A 19,155-nucleotide genomic window follows, 5' to 3' on the forward strand; every position below is an offset into this window, starting at 1 on the left:
ATCATATGTCCGTGGTATAAGTAAAACTAACAATCAGTGGAGATCAAGGCCTCCATGATTGTTAGTTCAGTCTTATAAAACTTTTTAAAATTATCTTTATTCAACTAATTTTGCAAAAACCTTATTAGCTGCTGCAATCGTTTTTTCAATATCTTCATCGGTATGTTTAGTCGAAAGGAACATACCTTCAAATTGTGAAGGTGGTAAAGATATTCCTTCTTCAATCATGTAACGGAAATAAGTTGCGAAACTCTCAAGATCAGATGTCTTGGCTTTATCGTAATTAATCACTTCTTCTCCTGTAAAGAAAAAGCCAACCATAGACCCCGCCTGACTTGTATAATGTGGGATCCCATATTTAGTTGCCGCTTCTGATAAACCGTTAGCTAATTTAATACCAAGGCGTTCAAACTCAGCATAGTGAGCTTCCGTTAGTTGCGATAGAGTCTCGTATCCCGCAGTCATTGCCAAAGGATTTCCAGAAAGTGTACCAGCTTGATATATCGGGCCACTTGGAGCAATCATCTCCATAATTTCACGTTTCCCACCGTACGCTCCAACCGGCAGTCCTCCACCAATTACTTTTCCTAAACAAGTAAGGTCTGGGGTAATTCCTAGTACACCTTGTGCACAGTGGTAGCCAACACGGAAACCTGTCATAACCTCATCAAAAATAAGGAGGGTACCATTTTGTTCGGTAATTTCACGTACGCTTTCTAAAAAGCCTGGTAAAGGACGTACAACTCCCATGTTACCAGCAACTGGTTCTATAATTACAGCGGCAATGTCATCACCATATTGTTCAAAAGCATACCGCAAGCTTTCTAAATCGTTGTATGGGACAGTTAACGTATTCATAGCTACTGCTTCAGGTACTCCAGGGCTATCCGGTAAACCAAGAGTCGCTACACCGGAACCTGCTTTAATAAGGAGAGAATCTCCATGCCCATGATAACAGCCCTCAAACTTAATAATTTTATTTCGCCCTGTATAGCCCCGCGCTAAACGTAATGCGCTCATTGTAGCTTCCGTACCAGAGTTAACCATGCGAACAACTTCAACTGAAGGAACACGACTGATTACAAGTTCAGCCATTTTGGTTTCTAATTCACTAGGAGCACCAAAGCTAGTTCCTAATTCGGCAGTCTTTTTCAAAGCTTCAACGACTTGCTCATCAGCATGGCCTAATACAAGTGGCCCCCAGGAAAGTACATAATCAATATACTCATTGCCATCAATATCATAAATTTTAGATCCTTTACCTCGTTCCATAAATATAGGATCCATTTTCACTGATTTAAACGCGCGTACAGGACTATTAACCCCCCCTGGCATTAATGATTTTGCTCTATTAAATGCTGCCGTCGATTTTTCAAATGATTTCATTTATATCCCCCTCTACAATGTAAATATCATATTTTTTACTAGATGAGTGAATATCATAATTCCATTAATCTAGCGACATCAAACTATATCTAGTTGAAAAAGCACTAATTCAACCAGAAATAGTATCTTAGTTACGTAAAAAATGTATTATGAAATCCAAAAAATATTAAGTTATTCGCTTAACCATCTTGCTACATCTTTAGCGAAGTATGTAATGATTAAATCAGCACCCGCACGTTTCATGCTTATTAGTTTTTCCATCACTACAGCTTTTTCATCAATCCAACCATTTAAGCTTGCACCTTTAATCATCGAATACTCGCCACTAACATTATAAGCTACTACTGGGTATGTAAAGTTATCCTTTACTTCACGGATGATATCTAGGTATGATAATGCCGGTTTTACAATTAAGAAGTCAGCTCCCTCAAGAACATCGCTCTTTGCTTCACGTAGTGCTTCTAAGCGATTAGCTGGATCCATTTGATACGTTTTTCGATCACCAAATGAAGGCGCACTATGAGCTGCATCACGAAACGGCCCATAAAATGAAGAAGAGTATTTTACTGCATATGACATAATCGGAATATGACTAAAGCCAGCTTCATCTAACCCCACTCGAATTGCCGCAACAAATCCGTCCATCATATTTGAAGGTGCAATTACATCAGCCCCTGCCTTCGCTTGAGAGACAGCCGTTTTACTGAGAAGTTCAAGTGTTGGATCATTCAAGATGATACCTTCTTCTATCACGCCACAATGTCCGTGGTTTGTAAATTGACAAAGGCATGTATCAGCAATAACTACTAGCTCATTATTTACCTCTTTAATTTTTTTAATAGCTTGTTGAACAATACCATTTTCACAATATGCACTTGTACCTACCTCATCTTTTTCTTTCGGAACACCAAATACAATTACTGAGACGATACCTAAATCTGTAATCGTTTGAATTTCTTCTTCTAATAAATCTAAAGAAATTTGATATACTCCAGGCATTGAAGAAACTTCATTTTTAATATTTTCTCCTTCTTTAACAAAGATAGGATATATTAAGTCTTCTTTTTTTAAAACTGTTTCTCTGACCATTGAACGAAGGTTTTTTGACGATCGTAAACGGCGATGTCTTTTAAACTCTAACATTTATTTTTCCTCCTTTAGCTTGTCCATCACACTAATAAGCATGCCATTGATAGTATATTCGCTTGGTTCTGTATGGACAGGTACGTGATGTTTTTTCATCGTTTTTGTTGTGATCGGTCCAATAGAAGCAAAAATTATGTTACCTAAATAATTCCGCCAATCAGAACCTTTGAGAAGTTGAACAAAATTTTCAACTGTAGATGAACTAGTAAAAGTAACTACATCGAGTTCTTGATTTTTTATCGCTCTATACAACTCATCTTTCGAATTTGTCTCAATAACAGTTTCATAAACATCAAGCTCAGTTACTTTTATTTCGTTCTCACGTAATCGTTTCGGTATGATATCCCTTGCTAAGTTTCCACGAGGAATTAATACCCGTTCCCCTTCAATTAAAACATTAAGCAGACAATCAACCAAACTTTCAGCAACATATAATTCCGGAATTAGATCAGCTTTTAAACCGTATGGTGCTAAAGCATTCTCTGTCTTTTCCCCTACCACCGCAATTTTACATGTAGGCGGTATATTCGAACTACCGTTTACTAAATTCAATTCTTCAAAAAAGAAATCTATCCCATTTTTACTTGTAAATATTAACCACTGATATGTATGTAAAAGTCGTAATTCTTTGTGGATAATAGTCTTATCTTTTACTGCTTTGCACGTTATTAACGGCATTTCAACTGGAATTCCACCATATTTCTCTATTTGTAATGAGAGAGCAGAAGCTTGTGCCTTTGCCCTCGTCACTAATATTCTCTTTCCTTTAAGTTCCATTACTTTTCTAGCTCTTTTATAACTTCGTCTAATATTTCTTTTGCGCCCTTATCAAGTAGTTTCACAGCTAACTGTTCACCTAAACTTTGTGCTTCTTTACCTACCATTCTTTCATGTAAAATTACTTTGCCATCTGGTGAACCCACAAGACCAACTAAGACAATTTCATCGTTTTCATTTAGTTCAGCGTAGCCTGCGATTGGCACTTGACATCCACCTTCGATTTTATGAAGAAATGCTCGTTCTGCCATAACACAGCGATTTGTGTTTTCATCAGTAAATTTATTTAAGAGCTCTTTAAGTTCAACATCGTCTACACGACACTCGATACCTAACGCTCCTTGACCAACAGCTGGTAAACAGAGTTCAGTAGAGATATACTCAGTTACAACATTAGCACTCCATCCCATACGAGCCAAACCTGCGGCAGCTAGAATAATCGCATCGTATTCGCCTTCCCTACACTTACGTAATCTAGAATCTATATTCCCTCGAATCCATTTAACTTCCAAATCAGGACGCTTCGCTAAAACTTGAGCAGAACGTCTTAAACTACTCGTACCTACAACAGAACCTGCTTCAATTTCCATTAGGCCTTTGCCATTATTGGAAATCCATGCATCACGTGGATCAACACGCTTTGGTACACTACCAATTGTAAGTCCTTCCTGTAGGATAGCTGGCATATCTTTCATGCTATGAACTGCCATATCTATTTCTTTATTAAGCATTGCCTGCTCAATTTCTTTAACAAATAAGCCTTTACCACCGACTTTAGATAAAGTTACATTTAATATTTGATCCCCTTTTGTAACAATCTTTTTTACTTCGAAATCAAATGGAGCCCCTAATTTTTTTAGCTGATCAATAACCCAATTTGTTTGTGTTAATGCTAATTGACTTTGTCTTGAACCTACAATAATTTTTCGCATATAAACCCCCGTGTATGAATTCAATTAAGAAAAAGATTAATTTCGAAAACTCTTTTGAGATGAAACAACAGTAATTCTAACTGTTCATTTCTTTATTTTATATATTATCTCTTTAAGAAGCTATATAATTGCTTCTTCCGATTAAATACCTTAGGCAAATGAACAAAGCAAATCGTTATCTAGTACCAGAGATGGAACTTAGAAAGTGAACCTGATAGAAAATAATTAATTAGCACTAATAAAAATCCAGCAATATTTAATAAAACAAGTGAATAACCTCTAATTTTTTTCACAACTCTTTGATACAAGTAATATCCATAAACAAGGAGTACTAGTGCCGATGTAACAATCTTTGCATCAAACCATGGTACCTGTTCTAATGATAATGCAGCCCATACTAAACCTAAAAAAACCCCCATCAATAATAACGGAAATCCTAGTACCGTAAACATAAAGACTAAATGTTCTGATTTGGATAAGTCTCCAAAACGAAACAATCTTTTAGACCATCTTTTCTTCTTTAACATTTGATGCTGGTAGTAATACATAATTGAAAATATAAATGCAAACGTAAATGATCCATACGCAAGCAATACTAATGTTACATGGATAAAAAGTAATTCTACAATTAATAGTTCTTGTAGCTTAGGCGAAATATCACCAGTTGGAATAAAAATACTAAACGCCATAATTGCAAATCCAAATATATTAGTAAAGAATACGAAGAAGTCCACTTTGAAAAACCAATTTATTACTAAAGAAACACTAACGATAATCCAAGCATAAAAAAACAATCCTTCAAAAGAAGTCATTAATGGGAGTCGATTATATTCGAGCATCCGTAAAACAAAGAAAATTGTCTGTAGTACCCAGACAATAGAAAGCAACCAGAAGGAAATTCGATTAACCTTCTGGTTGTTCTGTAAGAAATCAATAAAATAACCTAAAACACTTAAACAGTATAATATCACAGTGAATATATATATAAAATTCATACTTAACATTTTTAACTCCTCTCTAGGAGCGTACTACAGCACCTTTGGCATAAACAATAGCTTCTCGCTTTGCTTCAGCCCTCTCTTCTAACTGACTACAGGATTCTTTTTCTTGTACAGTTGGATCTTCAAGAGAAAAAATCCTTGTAAATAACGCTAACGATTCTTCTGCATTAGGCTCAGCTGCTAACTCTTTGGCAGCTACAATTGGATCACGTAAAAGCTGATTAACGATACTTTTCATATGCTTACTTAACACTTTTTTCTCACGTTCCGATAAATTAGGCAGCTTTCTTTCTAGACTAGCCATGGTCTCCTCATGGACAGAAAGAGCTTTAGTTCGGAGAGAAGAAATGATAGGAACGACTCCTAATGTATTAAGCCAATTTTTAAACTCTGCAATTTCATAGTCAATCATTATTTCGATTTTTTCCGCTTCTCGTTTCCGCTCATCTAGATTTGCTTGAACGATCCCTTCAAGATCATCAATATCATACAAATAGACACTCTCTAACTCACATAAACTAGGTTCAATATCTCGCGGAACAGCAATGTCAACCATAAACAAAGGACGCCCTTTACGCTTTCGAATAATGGAAGATACCATATCCTTTGTAACAACATAGTTTTTGGCACCAGTAGAACTAATTAAGATATCAGCATCTATTAGCGCTTCTGTTAATTCATTTATAGGTCTTGCTTCCCCTAAAAATTTATCCGCAAGTTGTATAGCTTTAGACATTGTTCTATTTATGACTGTCACTTTACCAACACCATTAGCATGCAGGTGTTTTCCAGTTAATTCACTCATTTTTCCAGCACCAAAAATAAGTACATGCTTATTTTTAAAATCTCCGAAAATTTTCTTTCCTAATTCAACAGCAGCATAACTAACAGATACGGCATTCTCACCGATTGAAGTTTCAGAGTGAGCTCTCTTAGCCAATGTGATAGCTTGCTTAAAAAGATGATTAAAAACCGTGCCAGTTGCCTCAAGTTCTTGAGCAAACAAAAAACTTTCACGTATTTGTCCAAGAATTTGAGTTTCTCCTACAACCATTGAATTTAATCCACAGGTCACTCGTAATAAATGTTCGATAGCACGATCATCCTGATATATATCTAAATAATCTATAAAATCGTCCATAGGAAGTTCGAACCACTCAGATAAAAATGATTTAATATAGTATCTACCAGTGTGTACCTGATCGACAACTGCATAGACTTCCGTCCGATTACAAGTAGAAACGATTACACCCTCTAAAATGCTCTTTGTATTTTTAAGCCTTTTTATAGCGCAAGTACGCTCCTCATTTTGAAACGTAAACTTTTCGCGAATTTCTACAGGCGTTGATTTGTAATTTAAACTAGTAACTAGGATGTGCACGTTTTTTCACCCCCTGAGTTGGTTTCTAATTCCCATACACGTGCGTATAGCATCATTTGTTAAAATATATTATAACACGTTGCTAAACTAGTACAAAATAAGTTTGTGAACAGAAAGTGAACACACGATAGCTTCCAACTATTAAAAAGTCTATTAATTGTGACAAATTGTTCACCAATACGTATTTTGTTATTCTATCGATTTTACCATATTTGAGGGTCAAATACCTAGTATGTGGGTAAGAAATATATCCCATATAATAGGACTCAGCGTTTATGTTATTTTCGTAAATGCTATTTCTACATTCTCGGCCACCTTTCAACATTTAACTCAATAAACCTTTCGCTTTGATTACATAATAAGGTATATTCCTCTAAAATTCTTTATTTTTCCTTTAAACTATGTAGTTTTTGATAATAAATAGTCGCAATTTTTCATATGTTTTTTATAGGGTTTTTAACATAATGTATCGAAACAAGCTAGTAGATATTTTTATTGATTTTAAAGGAGACTTGCTATGAAACAAATTTTATTCGTCATTTGTTGGATATTTTTAGTTGCGTGTGGTACAAATCAAGAAACTAATTTACACCATTTAGAAGATGAATACTCCAGAAATCACAACATCTATATTAGTTCTTCTAGTGAAAATGAACTAGTAGCAACATTATTGAATATTTCTCCTGATAATGATGAAAACCTCATAACCACCTCAAATAATAATTATTTTACTCAAAATAACCTTCTTAAAGAAATAAAAGAAGGTATATTCCAAACAATTATAACCGAGAAACAAGATAACCATGTCAGAGGCATAAGTTTTTATACTTGGATAGAAAATGAAGACGAAATAATTATTCTAGACAAGGTAAAGTTTACTGATGATGTCGATTTACAATTAGGACAATTCTATTCTGATATTTGGCATGAAAACAACAAGTTTTATTTGAGTTATCACGATTTGGATGTGACTAGTTCATTTATTACAGAAGCTCTTACGGGAAGGATGGTTACTTCTCCTATAATCATTGGATCAAGTAAAAATGAGGTTATTTTAAAGGTTGGTGAGCCATCAATGACTGATTGGTATTTAGGTGGTACTTATTATTACTATAATGATATGGCCTACCTTTTCGATGAAGCTTCAAATGTAGTTGCAATTAATATGCCTGGGCTAAGAATTAACGTTCAAATATCAGAAGTTATTGAAAAATTAGGCGCACCTACAAACAAATCATACTCTGAAATGGAAAATAGTTATTATTATTCGTATGAAGCAGGTCCTTATTTACTATCTTTTGAAGTATTTGATAAAGATAAAAATATAACGAACATTTGGCTAACTAAATCTAATAATTTTCTTTTAAAATAGAAAAGGTCCTAAAGCACTTGCTTTAGGACTCTAAATATTCTTCAATCGTTTTCCATGCTTTATCTTTTCCATAACCAGTTTCTGAAGAAAAGACAACAATTGGATCACTAGGAGCTTTATTTAATTTTTCTTTAATAGCTTTCTCATGTTTTTGCCATTTTCCTTTAGGAATTTTATCTGCTTTAGTAGCAATGATAATTACAGGTATGTCGTAGTGCTTTAACCACTCGTACATTGCTACGTCATCCTTAGTTGGATCATGGCGAATATCTATGAGTTGAATCACTGCTTTTAATGTTTTGCGATTTGTTATATAGGTCTCAATCATTCTTCCCCAGGCTTCACGTTCTGATTTTGATACTTTAGCAAAGCCATAGCCAGGTACATCTACAAAATACATCACTTCATTAATAATATAAAAATTTAACGTTTGTGTTTTCCCAGGCTTCTGAGAGGTTCTTGCTAAATTTTTTCGATTAATCATTTTATTAATAAATGATGATTTTCCTACATTAGATCGTCCTGCCAAAGCAACCTCTGGTAGACCAGTATCAGGGTATTGCTCGGGTTTTACTGCACTTATAACTATTTCTGATTGTGTGACTTTCATTTTTTCTCTCCCACTAATGCATGCTTTAAAACTTCATCTAAATGTGATACAGAAATAAACGTTAAATCCTTTCGAACACTTTCTGGAATATCATCTATATCTTTCTCATTATCCTTAGGAAGAATGATGATCTTTAATCCCGCTCGGTGGGCACTCATTGATTTTTCCTTTAAACCACCTATCGGTAGGACCCGACCTCTTAACGTTATTTCACCAGTCATGCCAACTTCCTTCCGTACTGCTTTACCTGTTAAGGCTGAAATAAGAGCCGTCGCCATGGTTATTCCTGCCGATGGACCATCTTTAGGTGTCGCTCCTTCAGGTACGTGAATGTGAATATCATTTGTTTCATGGAATGTAGGATCAATATTTAACTCCACTGAACGTGAGCGAATGTACGAAAAGGCTGCTTGGGCTGATTCTTTCATGACATCCCCTAATTTACCAGTTAAGGTTAATTTACCTTTCCCAGGGGCAATAGACACTTCAATGGACAATGTGTCACCACCTGCTGATGTATAAGCAAGTCCAGTTGCTGCACCTACTTGATCTTCTTCTTCAGCTAATCCATATCGGTATTTCGATTTTCCAAGCATTTGTTCAATCGTATTATTTGTGACTATAACTTTTTTCTTTTCACCTGAGACTATGATTTTTGCAGCTTTACGACAAATTGTTGCCATCTGTCTCTCTAGATTACGTACTCCAGCTTCACGAGTATAGTAACGAACAACCTTTAATATTGCTTCGTCCTTGACTTGTAATTTCCCTTTATCTAGTCCATGCTCTTTCATTTGTTTGGGTAACAGATAATCTTTCGCGATATGAAGCTTTTCAACCTCAGTGTAGCCAGGTATATGAATAATTTCCATTCGGTCTAATAAAGGACCTGGTATCATACCCACGTTATTAGCAGTAGTAATGAACATTACTTTTGATAAGTCATACGACTCTTCAATAAAATGATCACTAAACGTATTATTTTGTTCAGGATCTAATACCTCTAATAGAGCCGAGGCTGGGTCTCCACGGAAGTCATGAGCCATCTTATCAATTTCATCAAGTAAAAATACAGGATTTATGGTTCCTGCTTTTTTCATACCTTGAATTACACGGCCAGGCATTGCACCAACGTATGTACGACGATGACCACGGATTTCAGCTTCATCACGAACTCCACCTAATGAAATTCGAACAAAATTACGATCTAATGATCTTGCAATTGATCTAGCAAGTGATGTTTTCCCAACTCCAGGTGGTCCAGCTAAACAAAGAATTGGTCCTTTAAGTTGTTGAGTTAATTGTTGCACAGCTAAATACTCAAGTACACGTTCCTTTACTTTTTCAAGACCATAATGATCTTCATTTAAAATTGTTTCTGTACGTTTAATATCCAATACATCAGTTGTTTCTTTATGCCACGGTAGATTAAGTAACCATTCCAAATAGTTGCGAATGACAGAACTTTCCGCAGAAGTAGCCGGCATTTTTTCGTAGCGTTCAAGTTCTTTTAAGGCTTTTTCCTCAATTACTTCAGGCATGTTAGCTTCTTTAATTCGCTCTTTAAAGCTTTCTATTTCACCTTCTTTTCCTTCCTTATCACCAAGTTCTTTTTGAATTGCTTTCATTTGTTCACGTAGATAATACTCTTTCTGTGTGCGCTCCATTGACTTTTTCACACGTTGACCAATTTTCTTTTCTAATCCTAAAACTTCTTTTTCATTGTTTAATATTTCAATTAGCTTATTTAAACGGTCTTTAACAGAAAAAGTTTCTAATATCTCTTGCTTTTGAACAATTTTTAATGGCAAATGTGAAGCAACTACATCTGCTAAATGTCCTGGTTCTAAAATATCTGCAACCGCAGCATGCGTTTCTGCTGAGATTTTTTTAGATAACTTGATATATTGATCAAAATGAAGCAAGACATTACGCATCAGTGCTTGTTCCTCAGCATCGCCTAATATCTCATCTTCCACAAGAGTCATTTCCACTTCGAAATACTCTTCGTTCTCTAAAAACTTTTCAACTTTAGCTCTTTGCAGCCCTTCAACGAGAACTCGAATAGTACCGTTTGGTAATTTTAACATTTGCTTAACCTTAGCAAGTGTACCAATTGTGTAAATCTCTTTTTCTGTTGGTTCATCAATTGAAATTTCTCTTTGTGTGGCTAAAAGTATATTATGGTCATTCACCATAACATGCTCTAAAGCCTGAACAGACTTATTGCGACCAACATCAAGGTGAAGTACCATTGTTGGATAAACAAGTATTCCTCTAAGAGGCAAAAGCGGGATAACAATTTTATTCTCTTCAGCCATTATGTATACACCTCCGTACAACTTCTTCTATTTTTATGGAGAGGATGCTTATCATGAAACTTATAACTTCCACTTACTCTAATATAAATACTTTTTTATTAAATTTTATAAGAGCACTTAAATCCACTTTACATAAGAAAAAGTTTTGCTTTTATTTAGTAAAATTTAGAAGGAAATGAAAAAACTTAATCTTGTACAATTTTATCTTATCGTTCCTAGTTTGTCTAATATTACAATGAAATTAGGCGTATTACTTAGACAGAAGCATAACTATTGTTTTTTGCGTTTTACCATTAATGAAAATAGCTACCAAATAAGCTTAGACGTATGAGCAACTAACCCTCTTAATTTAAGGAATAAAAGTTATTCTTTATTTATACTTTAGCAAATATTTCACACCTATATTTTTCGGTTCTCCAAGTGTTCTTCAATGGTATAGAACAATAACATAAACTATCACTATTAATAGGGGCCTCATATGTTCAAGAAGCCCCAACTATTATTAAACCAGCGCAGAAGGACTAGTATCCTGATTGATTATACTAGCAGGAATGACATCTTCTTCTTTTAAACTTTCTTCGACAACAAAAGCGAGATCAAAAACTTCTTGTAGAGTAGACACACAAATTACTTCAACATCCTTTTGTTCTTTAAAAATCGCTTGGTAATTTTCAATCGGAATTAATACACGTTTCGCACCCGCCTGCTTAGCAGCTTCAACTTTAGCTACTACACCACCTATAGGTTTTACTGTCCCGTGAATACTTAATTCACCAGTCATAGCTAATTCATTGTCAATTTTGATAGTATTGATAGCAGAATAAATGGCTGTAGCCATTGAAATTCCTGCTGAAGGACCATCAATAGGTGTCCCCCCTGGAAAATTGACATGGATATCATAATCATCTGTAGGAACTCCCATTTTTCTTAGAACTGTAGCCACATTCTCCACAGAGCCTTTGGCCATACTTTTTCGTCGAATTGAACGCACTCTGTCACCAGTGCTTTCTTCCTCAGCTATCCCTGTTATATTTATTTTTCCTTTTCCTTTATTTTCATAGGCAGTAACTTCAATTTCAATAATAGATCCTGAATTCGGTCCATAAACAGCAAGACCATTTACCAGGCCAACGGTTGGTTCTTTATGAATATTCTTTTCTGGACGTGGAGATCGTTGACTAGAATGAATTACCCACTCTACATCAGAAACTTTAATAAATTCTCTATTTTCTGACGTCGCAATTCCAGAAGATATTTGGACAATATTCACTGCCTCTCTTCCGTTTGTTGCATACTTAGAAATTAACTCTAAAACACCTTCCTCTAAATCATAATTAATCTTATCTACAGCTTTTTGAGCAACTTTAATGACTTCAGTAGGTGTTAAAGCTCTAAAATAGACTTCTAAACAGCGAGAGCGTATAGCTGGTGGTATTTCATTTGGGGTTCGTGTTGTTGCCCCAATTAAACGAAAATCTGCAGGTAATCCATTCTTGAAAATATCGTGTATATGTTGTGGAATCTGTGTATTCTCCTCACTATAGTATGCACTTTCTAAAAATACTTTTCGATCTTCAAGGACTTTCAACAATTTGTTAAATTGAATTGAATGAAGTTCTCCAATTTCATCAATAAATAAGACTCCACCATGCGCTTTCGTAACCGCACCGTGTTTCGGCTGTGGAATTCCAGCTTGACCCATAGCACCAGCACCTTGATAGATAGGATCATGTACTGAACCTATTAATGGATCTGCTATTCCCCTTTCGTCAAATCGAGCTGTTGTACCATCTAATTCAATAAAAACACTTGAAGCCCTAAACGGTGAAGCTGGGTTTTTCTTAGCTTCTTCAAGAACCAACCTAGCAGCCGCTGTTTTTCCGACACCTGGCGGACCATATACAATAATGTGTTGTGGATTTGGTCCACATAGGGCAGCACGTAAAGAGCGAATACCATCTTCTTGCCCAACTATTTCATCAAAGTTTTTCGGCCTCACTTTTTCTGACAGAGGCTCACTTAATTTTATTGATCTCATTCTTCTTAGTTGCTCAAGTTCTTTTTTTGATTCTTTATCAACTGACACCCGTTGTGTCCTTTGGCTTTTCAACAGGTTCCAAAAATAAAGACCAATGATAATCCCAAAAAATAACTGAATTAACAATGCTATGCCTGTCCAATTCATGAAGTACCCTCCTACTAATTTTTCAAGATCTTATGCCATTTAGTATCTCCGGTAATGTATGGAGTAATCTTCAAATTGTAAGAAGGGAATAATTGTTATCGCATGGAAAAAATAGTTACTAACTCTACTCAAAAATTTTTACAAAGAACTTCATTCCCTATATGAAAAGCGCAAGGCGCCCGCCTATCGGCGACAAACACTGGAAGGTCGACAAGAAGCGGTCTGCTCTTTGACCGCAATCTATGTGCTTCTGCGTCTTCTAGCAAAGCTTCGTAGCAAGCTTCCTCGAAGCAGTGTTTTGTACGACGAGTAACCGCAGGAGCAATTGTTTTTCGTGCGACGAGTAACCGCAGGAGCAATTGTTTTTCGTGCGACGAGTAACCGCAGGAGCAAAGCTGCATGAAGTTAATCAACGAAGGATTTCAAGAGGTAATTGAAGTCAGTTGCTTGACTGAAGTGACCAAGCTCGTAGGCTGCTTGCGCTAGACAGTTTCCAAGTTAGAAATTTATAAATTCTGATTATAATAAAAAAAAAAGCTAGCGAACAAATAGTTTGTTCACTAGCTTTCATTCAACCCACAAGAGCAGAAAAGAGAACTCGTTCTAGCTTTGCTAGAACATCGGAAATTCAGATGGAGTCTCAACTCCACCTTAATGGAAGTTCCCTCCTACGCTACTCTTGGAGGTGAGGGTCTATGACCCTTGAGCACAAATCAGTGTTTGATTAACTATTATTCAGTTAAGCCGTCACGTTATATCATGTTATGTTTTTACGCACTTTCTTTCGGAAGTGGTTTTTGTATAACTTCTCCATCTTTTGTTTCCAAAATAGGATTTGCATTATCAGTAACAACTTCAGGGGTAACTGTACATTTTGCAATATCATCACGTGAAGGCAATTCAAACATCACATCTAACATTATACCTTCAATTATTGAACGTAAACCACGAGCTCCCGTTTTACGCTCAATGGCTTGTTTTGCTACTTCCACTAAAGCGTCATCAGTAAATGTTAATTCAACGTCATCTAATTCCAACAACTTGACATATTGCTTAACTAGAGCATTCTTTGGTCTAGTTAAAATTTCAATCAATGCGTCTTCATCTAGAGGCTGTAAACTTGAGATGACTGGTAGTCTTCCAATAAATTCTGGAATTAAACCGAAACGAAGTAAATCTTCTGGTAATACTTTTGACAAATATTCACCCGGTTTTAAATCTTCTTGTTTACCAACATCAGAGCCAAACCCAATAACCTTTTTACCTAAACGACGCTTAATAATTTGTTCAATACCATCAAATGCCCCACCACAAATAAATAAAATATTCGTTGTGTCAATTTGAATAAATTCTTGATGTGGGTGTTTTCTACCACCTTGAGGAGGAACACTTGCTGTTGTCCCTTCAAGAATTTTAAGAAGGGCTTGCTGCACACCTTCACCGGATACATCACGAGTAATAGAAGGATTTTCTGACTTACGAGCAACTTTATCAATTTCATCGATGTAAATAATTCCTTTTTCGGCTTTTTCCACATCGTAATCTGCTGCTTGAATTAATTTAAGAAGAATGTTTTCTACATCTTCACCAACGTATCCTGCTTCCGTGAGACTTGTAGCATCTGCAATAGCAAATGGTACATTTAAAATTCGAGCCATCGTTTGCGCAAGGAGGGTTTTCCCACTCCCTGTTGGGCCTATCATACAAATATTACTTTTTGAAAGTTCAACCTCATCTGCTTTTTGACCAGAATTAATACGTTTATAGTGGTTATATACAGCCACTGATAATGTCTTCTTAGCTTGTTCCTGTCCTATTACATAATCATCTAGAATTTCACGAATTTCCTTTGGTTTAGGAATATCTTGAAAGTCAACTTCTTCCTCTGTTCCCAATTCTTCCTCAACGATTTCAGTACACAACTCGATACACTCATCACATATGTAAACACCTGGACCAGCAACAAGTTTCCTAACTTGATCTTGAGTCTTACCGCAAAAAGAACACTTCAGCTGTCCTTTTTCGTCATTAAATTTAAACATAAATTTTCACCCCTCAAAGTTTGTTCTATCTCTCGTTACTAATATGGTACTAAAATTTTACCGAATTCATTTAGTCTTTCGTATGTATTGCATTTTATCACATCTTAGGCAGTAAGCGCTATTTATAGCACCCACTATATAAAACATAGTATGTACGAAGTTGAGTTTTGATTACTCCGTATGTATTTAAGAGTATATGTAATTAATTCAATTTTTACCTCCTTTTTTCCTTTTAAAAAAATAAAGAAATTCAAATTTCCTTGTGAGAAAATATACTTACATAATTTAAAGCCTTTATGTATATATCATACCTGTTAGTTCCTACTACAATTAATTTACTAATAATACAAAAAACATAACTTATTTATCTAAAAAATTTTATTTATTTTATGTGAGTGAATTTCATAATTACTAAATGGAGCTACATAAGTCTAAATCTTGTTTGAAACAATCATCATCCAACCACATTTACATTTAGTATCAGAGTAGCAAAGATAAACAATTATGAGTTTCATTAGTATTTATAAATTATTATAGTATAAAACAAGGCACGAAAATAATCGCGCCTTGTTATTAGTGTTGTTATGCAACAACTTTACTATTTTCTACAAGTAAATCTACTGCTTTACGAACTTTTAAATCACCCTTCATAGCAGTAATTCCACCTTGCATTGCTAGAATTTGTTTAAGCTCATCAACAGAACGCTTATAAAGTTCTGACATTTTCTCAAGTTCAGCTTCAACTTCTTCATCAGATACTTCTAAATTTTCTGCTTGAGCAATAGCTTCAAGAGTTAAGTTAATACGAACTCTTTTTTCAGCATCTGCTTTAAATTGCTCGCGCATACCATTTTCATCTGTACCTGAGAACTGGTAGTATAAATCTAAATTCATACCTTGAGCTTGAAGGCGTTGTCCAAACTCCTCTAACATACGGTCTACTTCAGTTGTAATCATTGCTTCTGGTATGTCAATAGTAGCATTCTCTGCAGCTTTTTCTACTAAAGAGTCGCGTTTTTGGTGGTTAGCTTCTGTTTCTTTGTCTTGGATCATTTTTTCTTTAATATTATTTTTTAAAGCTTCTAACGTTTCAACTTCCTCATTTACATCTTTTGCAAACTCGTCATTAAGCTCTGGAAGCTGCTTACGTTTGATGTCATGAACTTTACATTTGAATACTGCAGGTTTACCAGCTAAATCAGCAGCGTGATATTCTTCAGGGAAAGATACTCCAACTTCTTTTTCTTCTCCTGTTTTAACACCAACTAATTGCTCTTCAAAACCTGGAATAAATGAACCAGAACCAATTTCTAATGAATAGTTTTCACCTTTTCCACCTTCAAAAGGTGTACCATCAACAAAACCTTCGAAATCGATAATAGCAGTATCGCCATTTTCAATTGTTCCTTCTTCAACAACGATTAATTCAGCATGTTTTTCCTGAAGTTGCTTTAACTCAAGCTCAACATCTTCATCAGTTACAGTTGTTTCCAATTCTTCAACTTCTAAACCTTTATATTCCCCAAGCTGAACTTCTGGCTTTACAGTTACTGTAGCTTTGAAAATAAGATTTTGACCTTTGCCCATTTGTTCAACATCAATATCAGGACGGTCTACAGGTTCAATATTTGTTTCCTGGATCGCAGCTCCATATGCATTTGGCAATAAAATATCTAAAGCATCTTGGTATAACGATTCAACTCCAAAACGTTGTTCAAACATTGCACGAGGCACTTTCCCTTTACGGAACCCAGGTACATTCACTTTACCTACTACTTTTTTAAAAGCTTGATCTAACGCATCATCAACCTTTGCGGCTTCTACTTCAATTGTAAGTACGCCTTGATTTCCTTCTAACTTTTCCCATTTTGCAGTCATTTATTCTTTCCCTCCAACATTTTCAATCATTAAGTATTTGTGGCTTGTACACTTGAAAAATTTAACTAACTATCATTATAAGATTGAGTTTCATTTTTCATTGTAATTTAATCCTCCAACAAAGGTATAACCTTTCTTAAAGCATATAAAATTATATGATATTCCACTTTTTACAACCATTCTATTATACCATAGAGTAGTATCATTTCAACTGTTAGAAATTAGTACATTATCTTTCCAGCTATAATACTGGCTCTAATACACTTAAAAGAATCGTAACCAGTATTATTATGTAATTCCTTTATATGTCTCGTTCTCAATTTTCAATATCTCCTCGGAACAAACGACCATCTCTTCTTTATCTACGTTATATTTGTTTGCTAAGTTATAATCATCAAAGTCCATTCCTGCCATTTCAATTCCCGTCCTATGCACAGCAGCAGCCCATAGTGAAGGTTGCAACGGTTCAGGTGAAATAGGATAGATAGCAAAGAGATAATGCCACCACAATTGAGTAACTACTTCAAATAAACTAGGATTATCATTTTCTAATTGTTCAGCTACTAACTTTAAAGTATTTTGACCAAATTCCTCATGGTAAACATCTTCTAATTCAGAAATATTTATGTTGATCACTTTACCAAACTTATGTATTTCAATATTTTCTATTACATTTTTTTCTTTTAGCTGCTGCAAAATAATACTTTTCAGTACTGGATCAAAGTGGTTTGTCATTAAGTATTGTTTGACTGCTTCTATAAAAACTGATGCTGGCAATTTCCCTAACATTTGAATTGCTAGCCATTGCTTCTCAACAGTGCCATTATATAACATATTTAACACTTCTTCTGGCGGCTGTTTGATATCGATATCAATTTCTACATTTGTCCCATCATCTACCATCTGACGACTAAAATGTAATAGGTGATAAAAAGATTCTGCTAGATTTGCCGGCAGCTTTTCTTCAGTCATAATGCCTTCAAGCATAGTAACTACTTCATCATATTCTCCTAGTTGAACCAATAAAGAAATATGTACTTGTAAAATATCATAATAATTACCAACATCTTCTTTAAGCATTTGTTCAGTAACTTCTTTAGCTTCTTCTAACCTTGCTTGTTCAATTAAGCTTAAAGCAAGACCAAACCTTGCTTGCGGATGATCCGGTTCAATTTGTAGTGCTTGGTCAAAAAATGAAAATGCATCTGAAAAACTTTTTTGCTTTAATGCTTCCATACCTTTTGCTACAAGCTTTTCCACTACACCCGGAAATAAAACTACCTTTTCCTTAAATTTTTTTTGTTTCTCTCTCATGAAACAATCGCTCCACCCTTTAGTAACGCCTTTTCCTTTAATTTTACCACTCTAATATATGAAATACAACGAAACAACTTCCTACGCCTTATAACAAGAACACACATGATTTACTTACTCACAAAGCTAGACAGTTTCTAACTTAGAAATTAATAAATTGTGCTTATCTTTTAAACAAGAAGGGAAGACAATTGTTTGTCTCCCCTTCTTGCTCTTACTTATGCTCTTTGTTTTTCATACTCAGAAATATTTTCTTCATAATTTAATGTTACAGATACTTCATCCCAACCGTTCATTAGCATTTCTTTCCAGTACGGATCGATTGTGAACTTTGCTGAAAAACCTTGGTCATCAGATACAGTTTGTTCTTTTAAATCAACTGTTAATTCATAAACATCCTTATCAGCTTTCGTTAGTAATTCCTCTACTTCAGATTCTGTAAGTTTGATCGGAAGAATACCATTTTTTACGCAGTTATTGTAAAAAATATCTGCAAAACTTGGTGAAATAACTACTTGAAACCCATAATCTTGGATCGCCCAAGGAGCATGTTCCCTTGAAGAACCACAACCAAAGTTTTCATTAGCTACTAAAATAGTTGCGTTTTTGTTGTGTGGTTGATTTAATTCAAAGTTACTATTATCTGTTCCATCAGCATTGAAACGCCAATCAAAAAATAAGAATTGACCAAAACCAGATCTTTCAATACGTTTTAAAAATTGCTTTGGAATAATTTGATCTGTATCTACATTTACACGGTCCATCGCCGCTGCATTACCTTTATGAACTACAATTCCAGCCATACTAACT

Annotated in this window: 14 protein-coding genes; 1 reads left to right on the top strand and 13 read right to left on the bottom strand. The window is 35.0% G+C overall.

What is annotated here, in order from left to right; translation table 11 throughout:
• Positions 1 to 96: 96 nt before the first annotated feature.
• From hemL to hemA, 6 genes are all read right to left on the bottom strand, one after another.
• The gene (hemL, locus tag BKP37_RS18805) at positions 97 to 1,386 is read right to left on the bottom strand and encodes a glutamate-1-semialdehyde 2,1-aminomutase (protein WP_071311160.1); all 1,290 of its coding nucleotides are present in this window, start codon (positions 1,384 to 1,386) and stop codon (positions 97 to 99) included.
• A 171-nt stretch (positions 1,387 to 1,557) separates the two neighbouring features.
• Positions 1,558 to 2,529, bottom strand: coding sequence for a porphobilinogen synthase (gene hemB, locus BKP37_RS18810; protein WP_071311161.1), 972 nt, complete (start codon positions 2,527 to 2,529; stop codon positions 1,558 to 1,560).
• Positions 2,530 to 3,309: a uroporphyrinogen-III synthase gene (locus BKP37_RS18815; RefSeq protein WP_071311162.1), complete on the bottom strand. Its 780-nt coding sequence runs from the start codon at positions 3,307 to 3,309 to the stop codon at positions 2,530 to 2,532.
• Entirely contained in the window at positions 3,309 to 4,241 is a 933-nt protein-coding gene (gene hemC / locus BKP37_RS18820) for a hydroxymethylbilane synthase (RefSeq protein WP_071311163.1), read from the bottom strand. Before hemC ends, BKP37_RS18815 begins: the two co-directional genes overlap by 1 nt.
• A gap of 179 nt (positions 4,242 to 4,420) precedes the next feature.
• A complete protein-coding gene (locus tag BKP37_RS18825; RefSeq protein WP_071311164.1) occupies positions 4,421 to 5,245 on the bottom strand; it encodes a cytochrome C assembly family protein in 825 nt (274 codons plus the stop codon).
• 13 nt (positions 5,246 to 5,258) lie between these two features.
• Positions 5,259 to 6,623: a glutamyl-tRNA reductase gene (gene hemA, locus BKP37_RS18830; RefSeq protein WP_071311165.1), complete on the bottom strand. Its 1,365-nt coding sequence runs from the start codon at positions 6,621 to 6,623 to the stop codon at positions 5,259 to 5,261.
• A gap of 517 nt (positions 6,624 to 7,140) precedes the next feature.
• Here hemA and BKP37_RS18835 point away from each other — a divergent pair.
• Entirely contained in the window at positions 7,141 to 7,995 is an 855-nt protein-coding gene (locus BKP37_RS18835; protein WP_071311166.1) for a DUF4309 domain-containing protein, read from the top strand.
• A 22-nt stretch (positions 7,996 to 8,017) separates the two neighbouring features.
• On the opposite strand, the gene yihA is transcribed toward BKP37_RS18835, so the two are convergent.
• The 7 genes from yihA to leuD form a co-directional block, all read right to left on the bottom strand.
• Positions 8,018 to 8,605 (bottom strand): ribosome biogenesis GTP-binding protein YihA/YsxC, encoded by a 588-nt coding sequence (gene yihA, locus BKP37_RS18840; protein ID WP_071311167.1) that lies wholly within the window; start codon positions 8,603 to 8,605, stop codon positions 8,018 to 8,020.
• A complete protein-coding gene (gene lon / locus BKP37_RS18845) occupies positions 8,602 to 10,926 on the bottom strand; it encodes an endopeptidase La (RefSeq protein ID WP_071311168.1) in 2,325 nt (774 codons plus the stop codon). Before lon ends, yihA begins: the two co-directional genes overlap by 4 nt.
• Before the next feature lie 502 nt (positions 10,927 to 11,428).
• Positions 11,429 to 13,111 (bottom strand): ATP-dependent protease LonB, encoded by a 1,683-nt coding sequence (gene lonB / locus BKP37_RS18850; protein WP_071311169.1) that lies wholly within the window; start codon positions 13,109 to 13,111, stop codon positions 11,429 to 11,431.
• Between the two features lie 770 nt (positions 13,112 to 13,881).
• On the bottom strand, positions 13,882 to 15,153 hold the full coding sequence (gene clpX / locus BKP37_RS18855; RefSeq protein ID WP_071311170.1) for an ATP-dependent protease ATP-binding subunit ClpX: 1,272 nt from the start codon (positions 15,151 to 15,153) through the stop codon (positions 13,882 to 13,884).
• A 582-nt stretch (positions 15,154 to 15,735) separates the two neighbouring features.
• Positions 15,736 to 17,031, bottom strand: coding sequence for a trigger factor (tig, locus tag BKP37_RS18860; protein WP_071311171.1), 1,296 nt, complete (start codon positions 17,029 to 17,031; stop codon positions 15,736 to 15,738).
• Between the two features lie 288 nt (positions 17,032 to 17,319).
• Positions 17,320 to 18,345, bottom strand: a complete 1,026-nt coding sequence (locus BKP37_RS18865; protein WP_071311172.1) for a tetratricopeptide repeat protein — start codon at positions 18,343 to 18,345, stop codon at positions 17,320 to 17,322.
• 218 nt (positions 18,346 to 18,563) lie between these two features.
• Positions 18,564 to 19,148: a 3-isopropylmalate dehydratase small subunit gene (gene leuD, locus BKP37_RS18870; RefSeq protein ID WP_071311173.1), complete on the bottom strand. Its 585-nt coding sequence runs from the start codon at positions 19,146 to 19,148 to the stop codon at positions 18,564 to 18,566.
• Positions 19,149 to 19,155 lie beyond the last annotated feature (7 nt).

The organism is Anaerobacillus alkalilacustris (genome assembly GCF_001866005.1).
Classification (GTDB): Bacteria; Bacillota; Bacilli; order Bacillales; family Anaerobacillaceae; genus Anaerobacillus; species Anaerobacillus alkalilacustris.

Bases quoted from the DNA above. Each gene is read 5' to 3' on its own strand.
- hemB (WP_071311161.1), bottom strand. From the start codon at position 2,529: ATGTTAGAGTTTAAAAGACATCGCCGTTTACGATCGTCAAAAAACCTT.
- hemC (WP_071311163.1), bottom strand. From the start codon at position 4,241: ATGCGAAAAATTATTGTAGGTTCAAGACAAAGTCAATTAGCATTAACA.
- BKP37_RS18815 (WP_071311162.1), bottom strand. From the start codon at position 3,309: ATGGAACTTAAAGGAAAGAGAATATTAGTGACGAGGGCAAAGGCACAA.
- BKP37_RS18835 (WP_071311166.1), top strand. From the start codon at position 7,141: ATGAAACAAATTTTATTCGTCATTTGTTGGATATTTTTAGTTGCGTGT.
- lon (WP_071311168.1), bottom strand. From the start codon at position 10,926: ATGGCTGAAGAGAATAAAATTGTTATCCCGCTTTTGCCTCTTAGAGGA.
- leuD (WP_071311173.1), bottom strand. From the start codon at position 19,148: ATGGCTGGAATTGTAGTTCATAAAGGTAATGCAGCGGCGATGGACCGT.
- tig (WP_071311171.1), bottom strand. From the start codon at position 17,031: ATGACTGCAAAATGGGAAAAGTTAGAAGGAAATCAAGGCGTACTTACA.
- BKP37_RS18865 (WP_071311172.1), bottom strand. From the start codon at position 18,345: ATGAGAGAGAAACAAAAAAAATTTAAGGAAAAGGTAGTTTTATTTCCG.
- lonB (WP_071311169.1), bottom strand. From the start codon at position 13,111: ATGAATTGGACAGGCATAGCATTGTTAATTCAGTTATTTTTTGGGATT.
- clpX (WP_071311170.1), bottom strand. From the start codon at position 15,153: ATGTTTAAATTTAATGACGAAAAAGGACAGCTGAAGTGTTCTTTTTGC.
- hemL (WP_071311160.1), bottom strand. From the start codon at position 1,386: ATGAAATCATTTGAAAAATCGACGGCAGCATTTAATAGAGCAAAATCA.
- yihA (WP_071311167.1), bottom strand. From the start codon at position 8,605: ATGAAAGTCACACAATCAGAAATAGTTATAAGTGCAGTAAAACCCGAG.
- BKP37_RS18825 (WP_071311164.1), bottom strand. From the start codon at position 5,245: ATGTTAAGTATGAATTTTATATATATATTCACTGTGATATTATACTGT.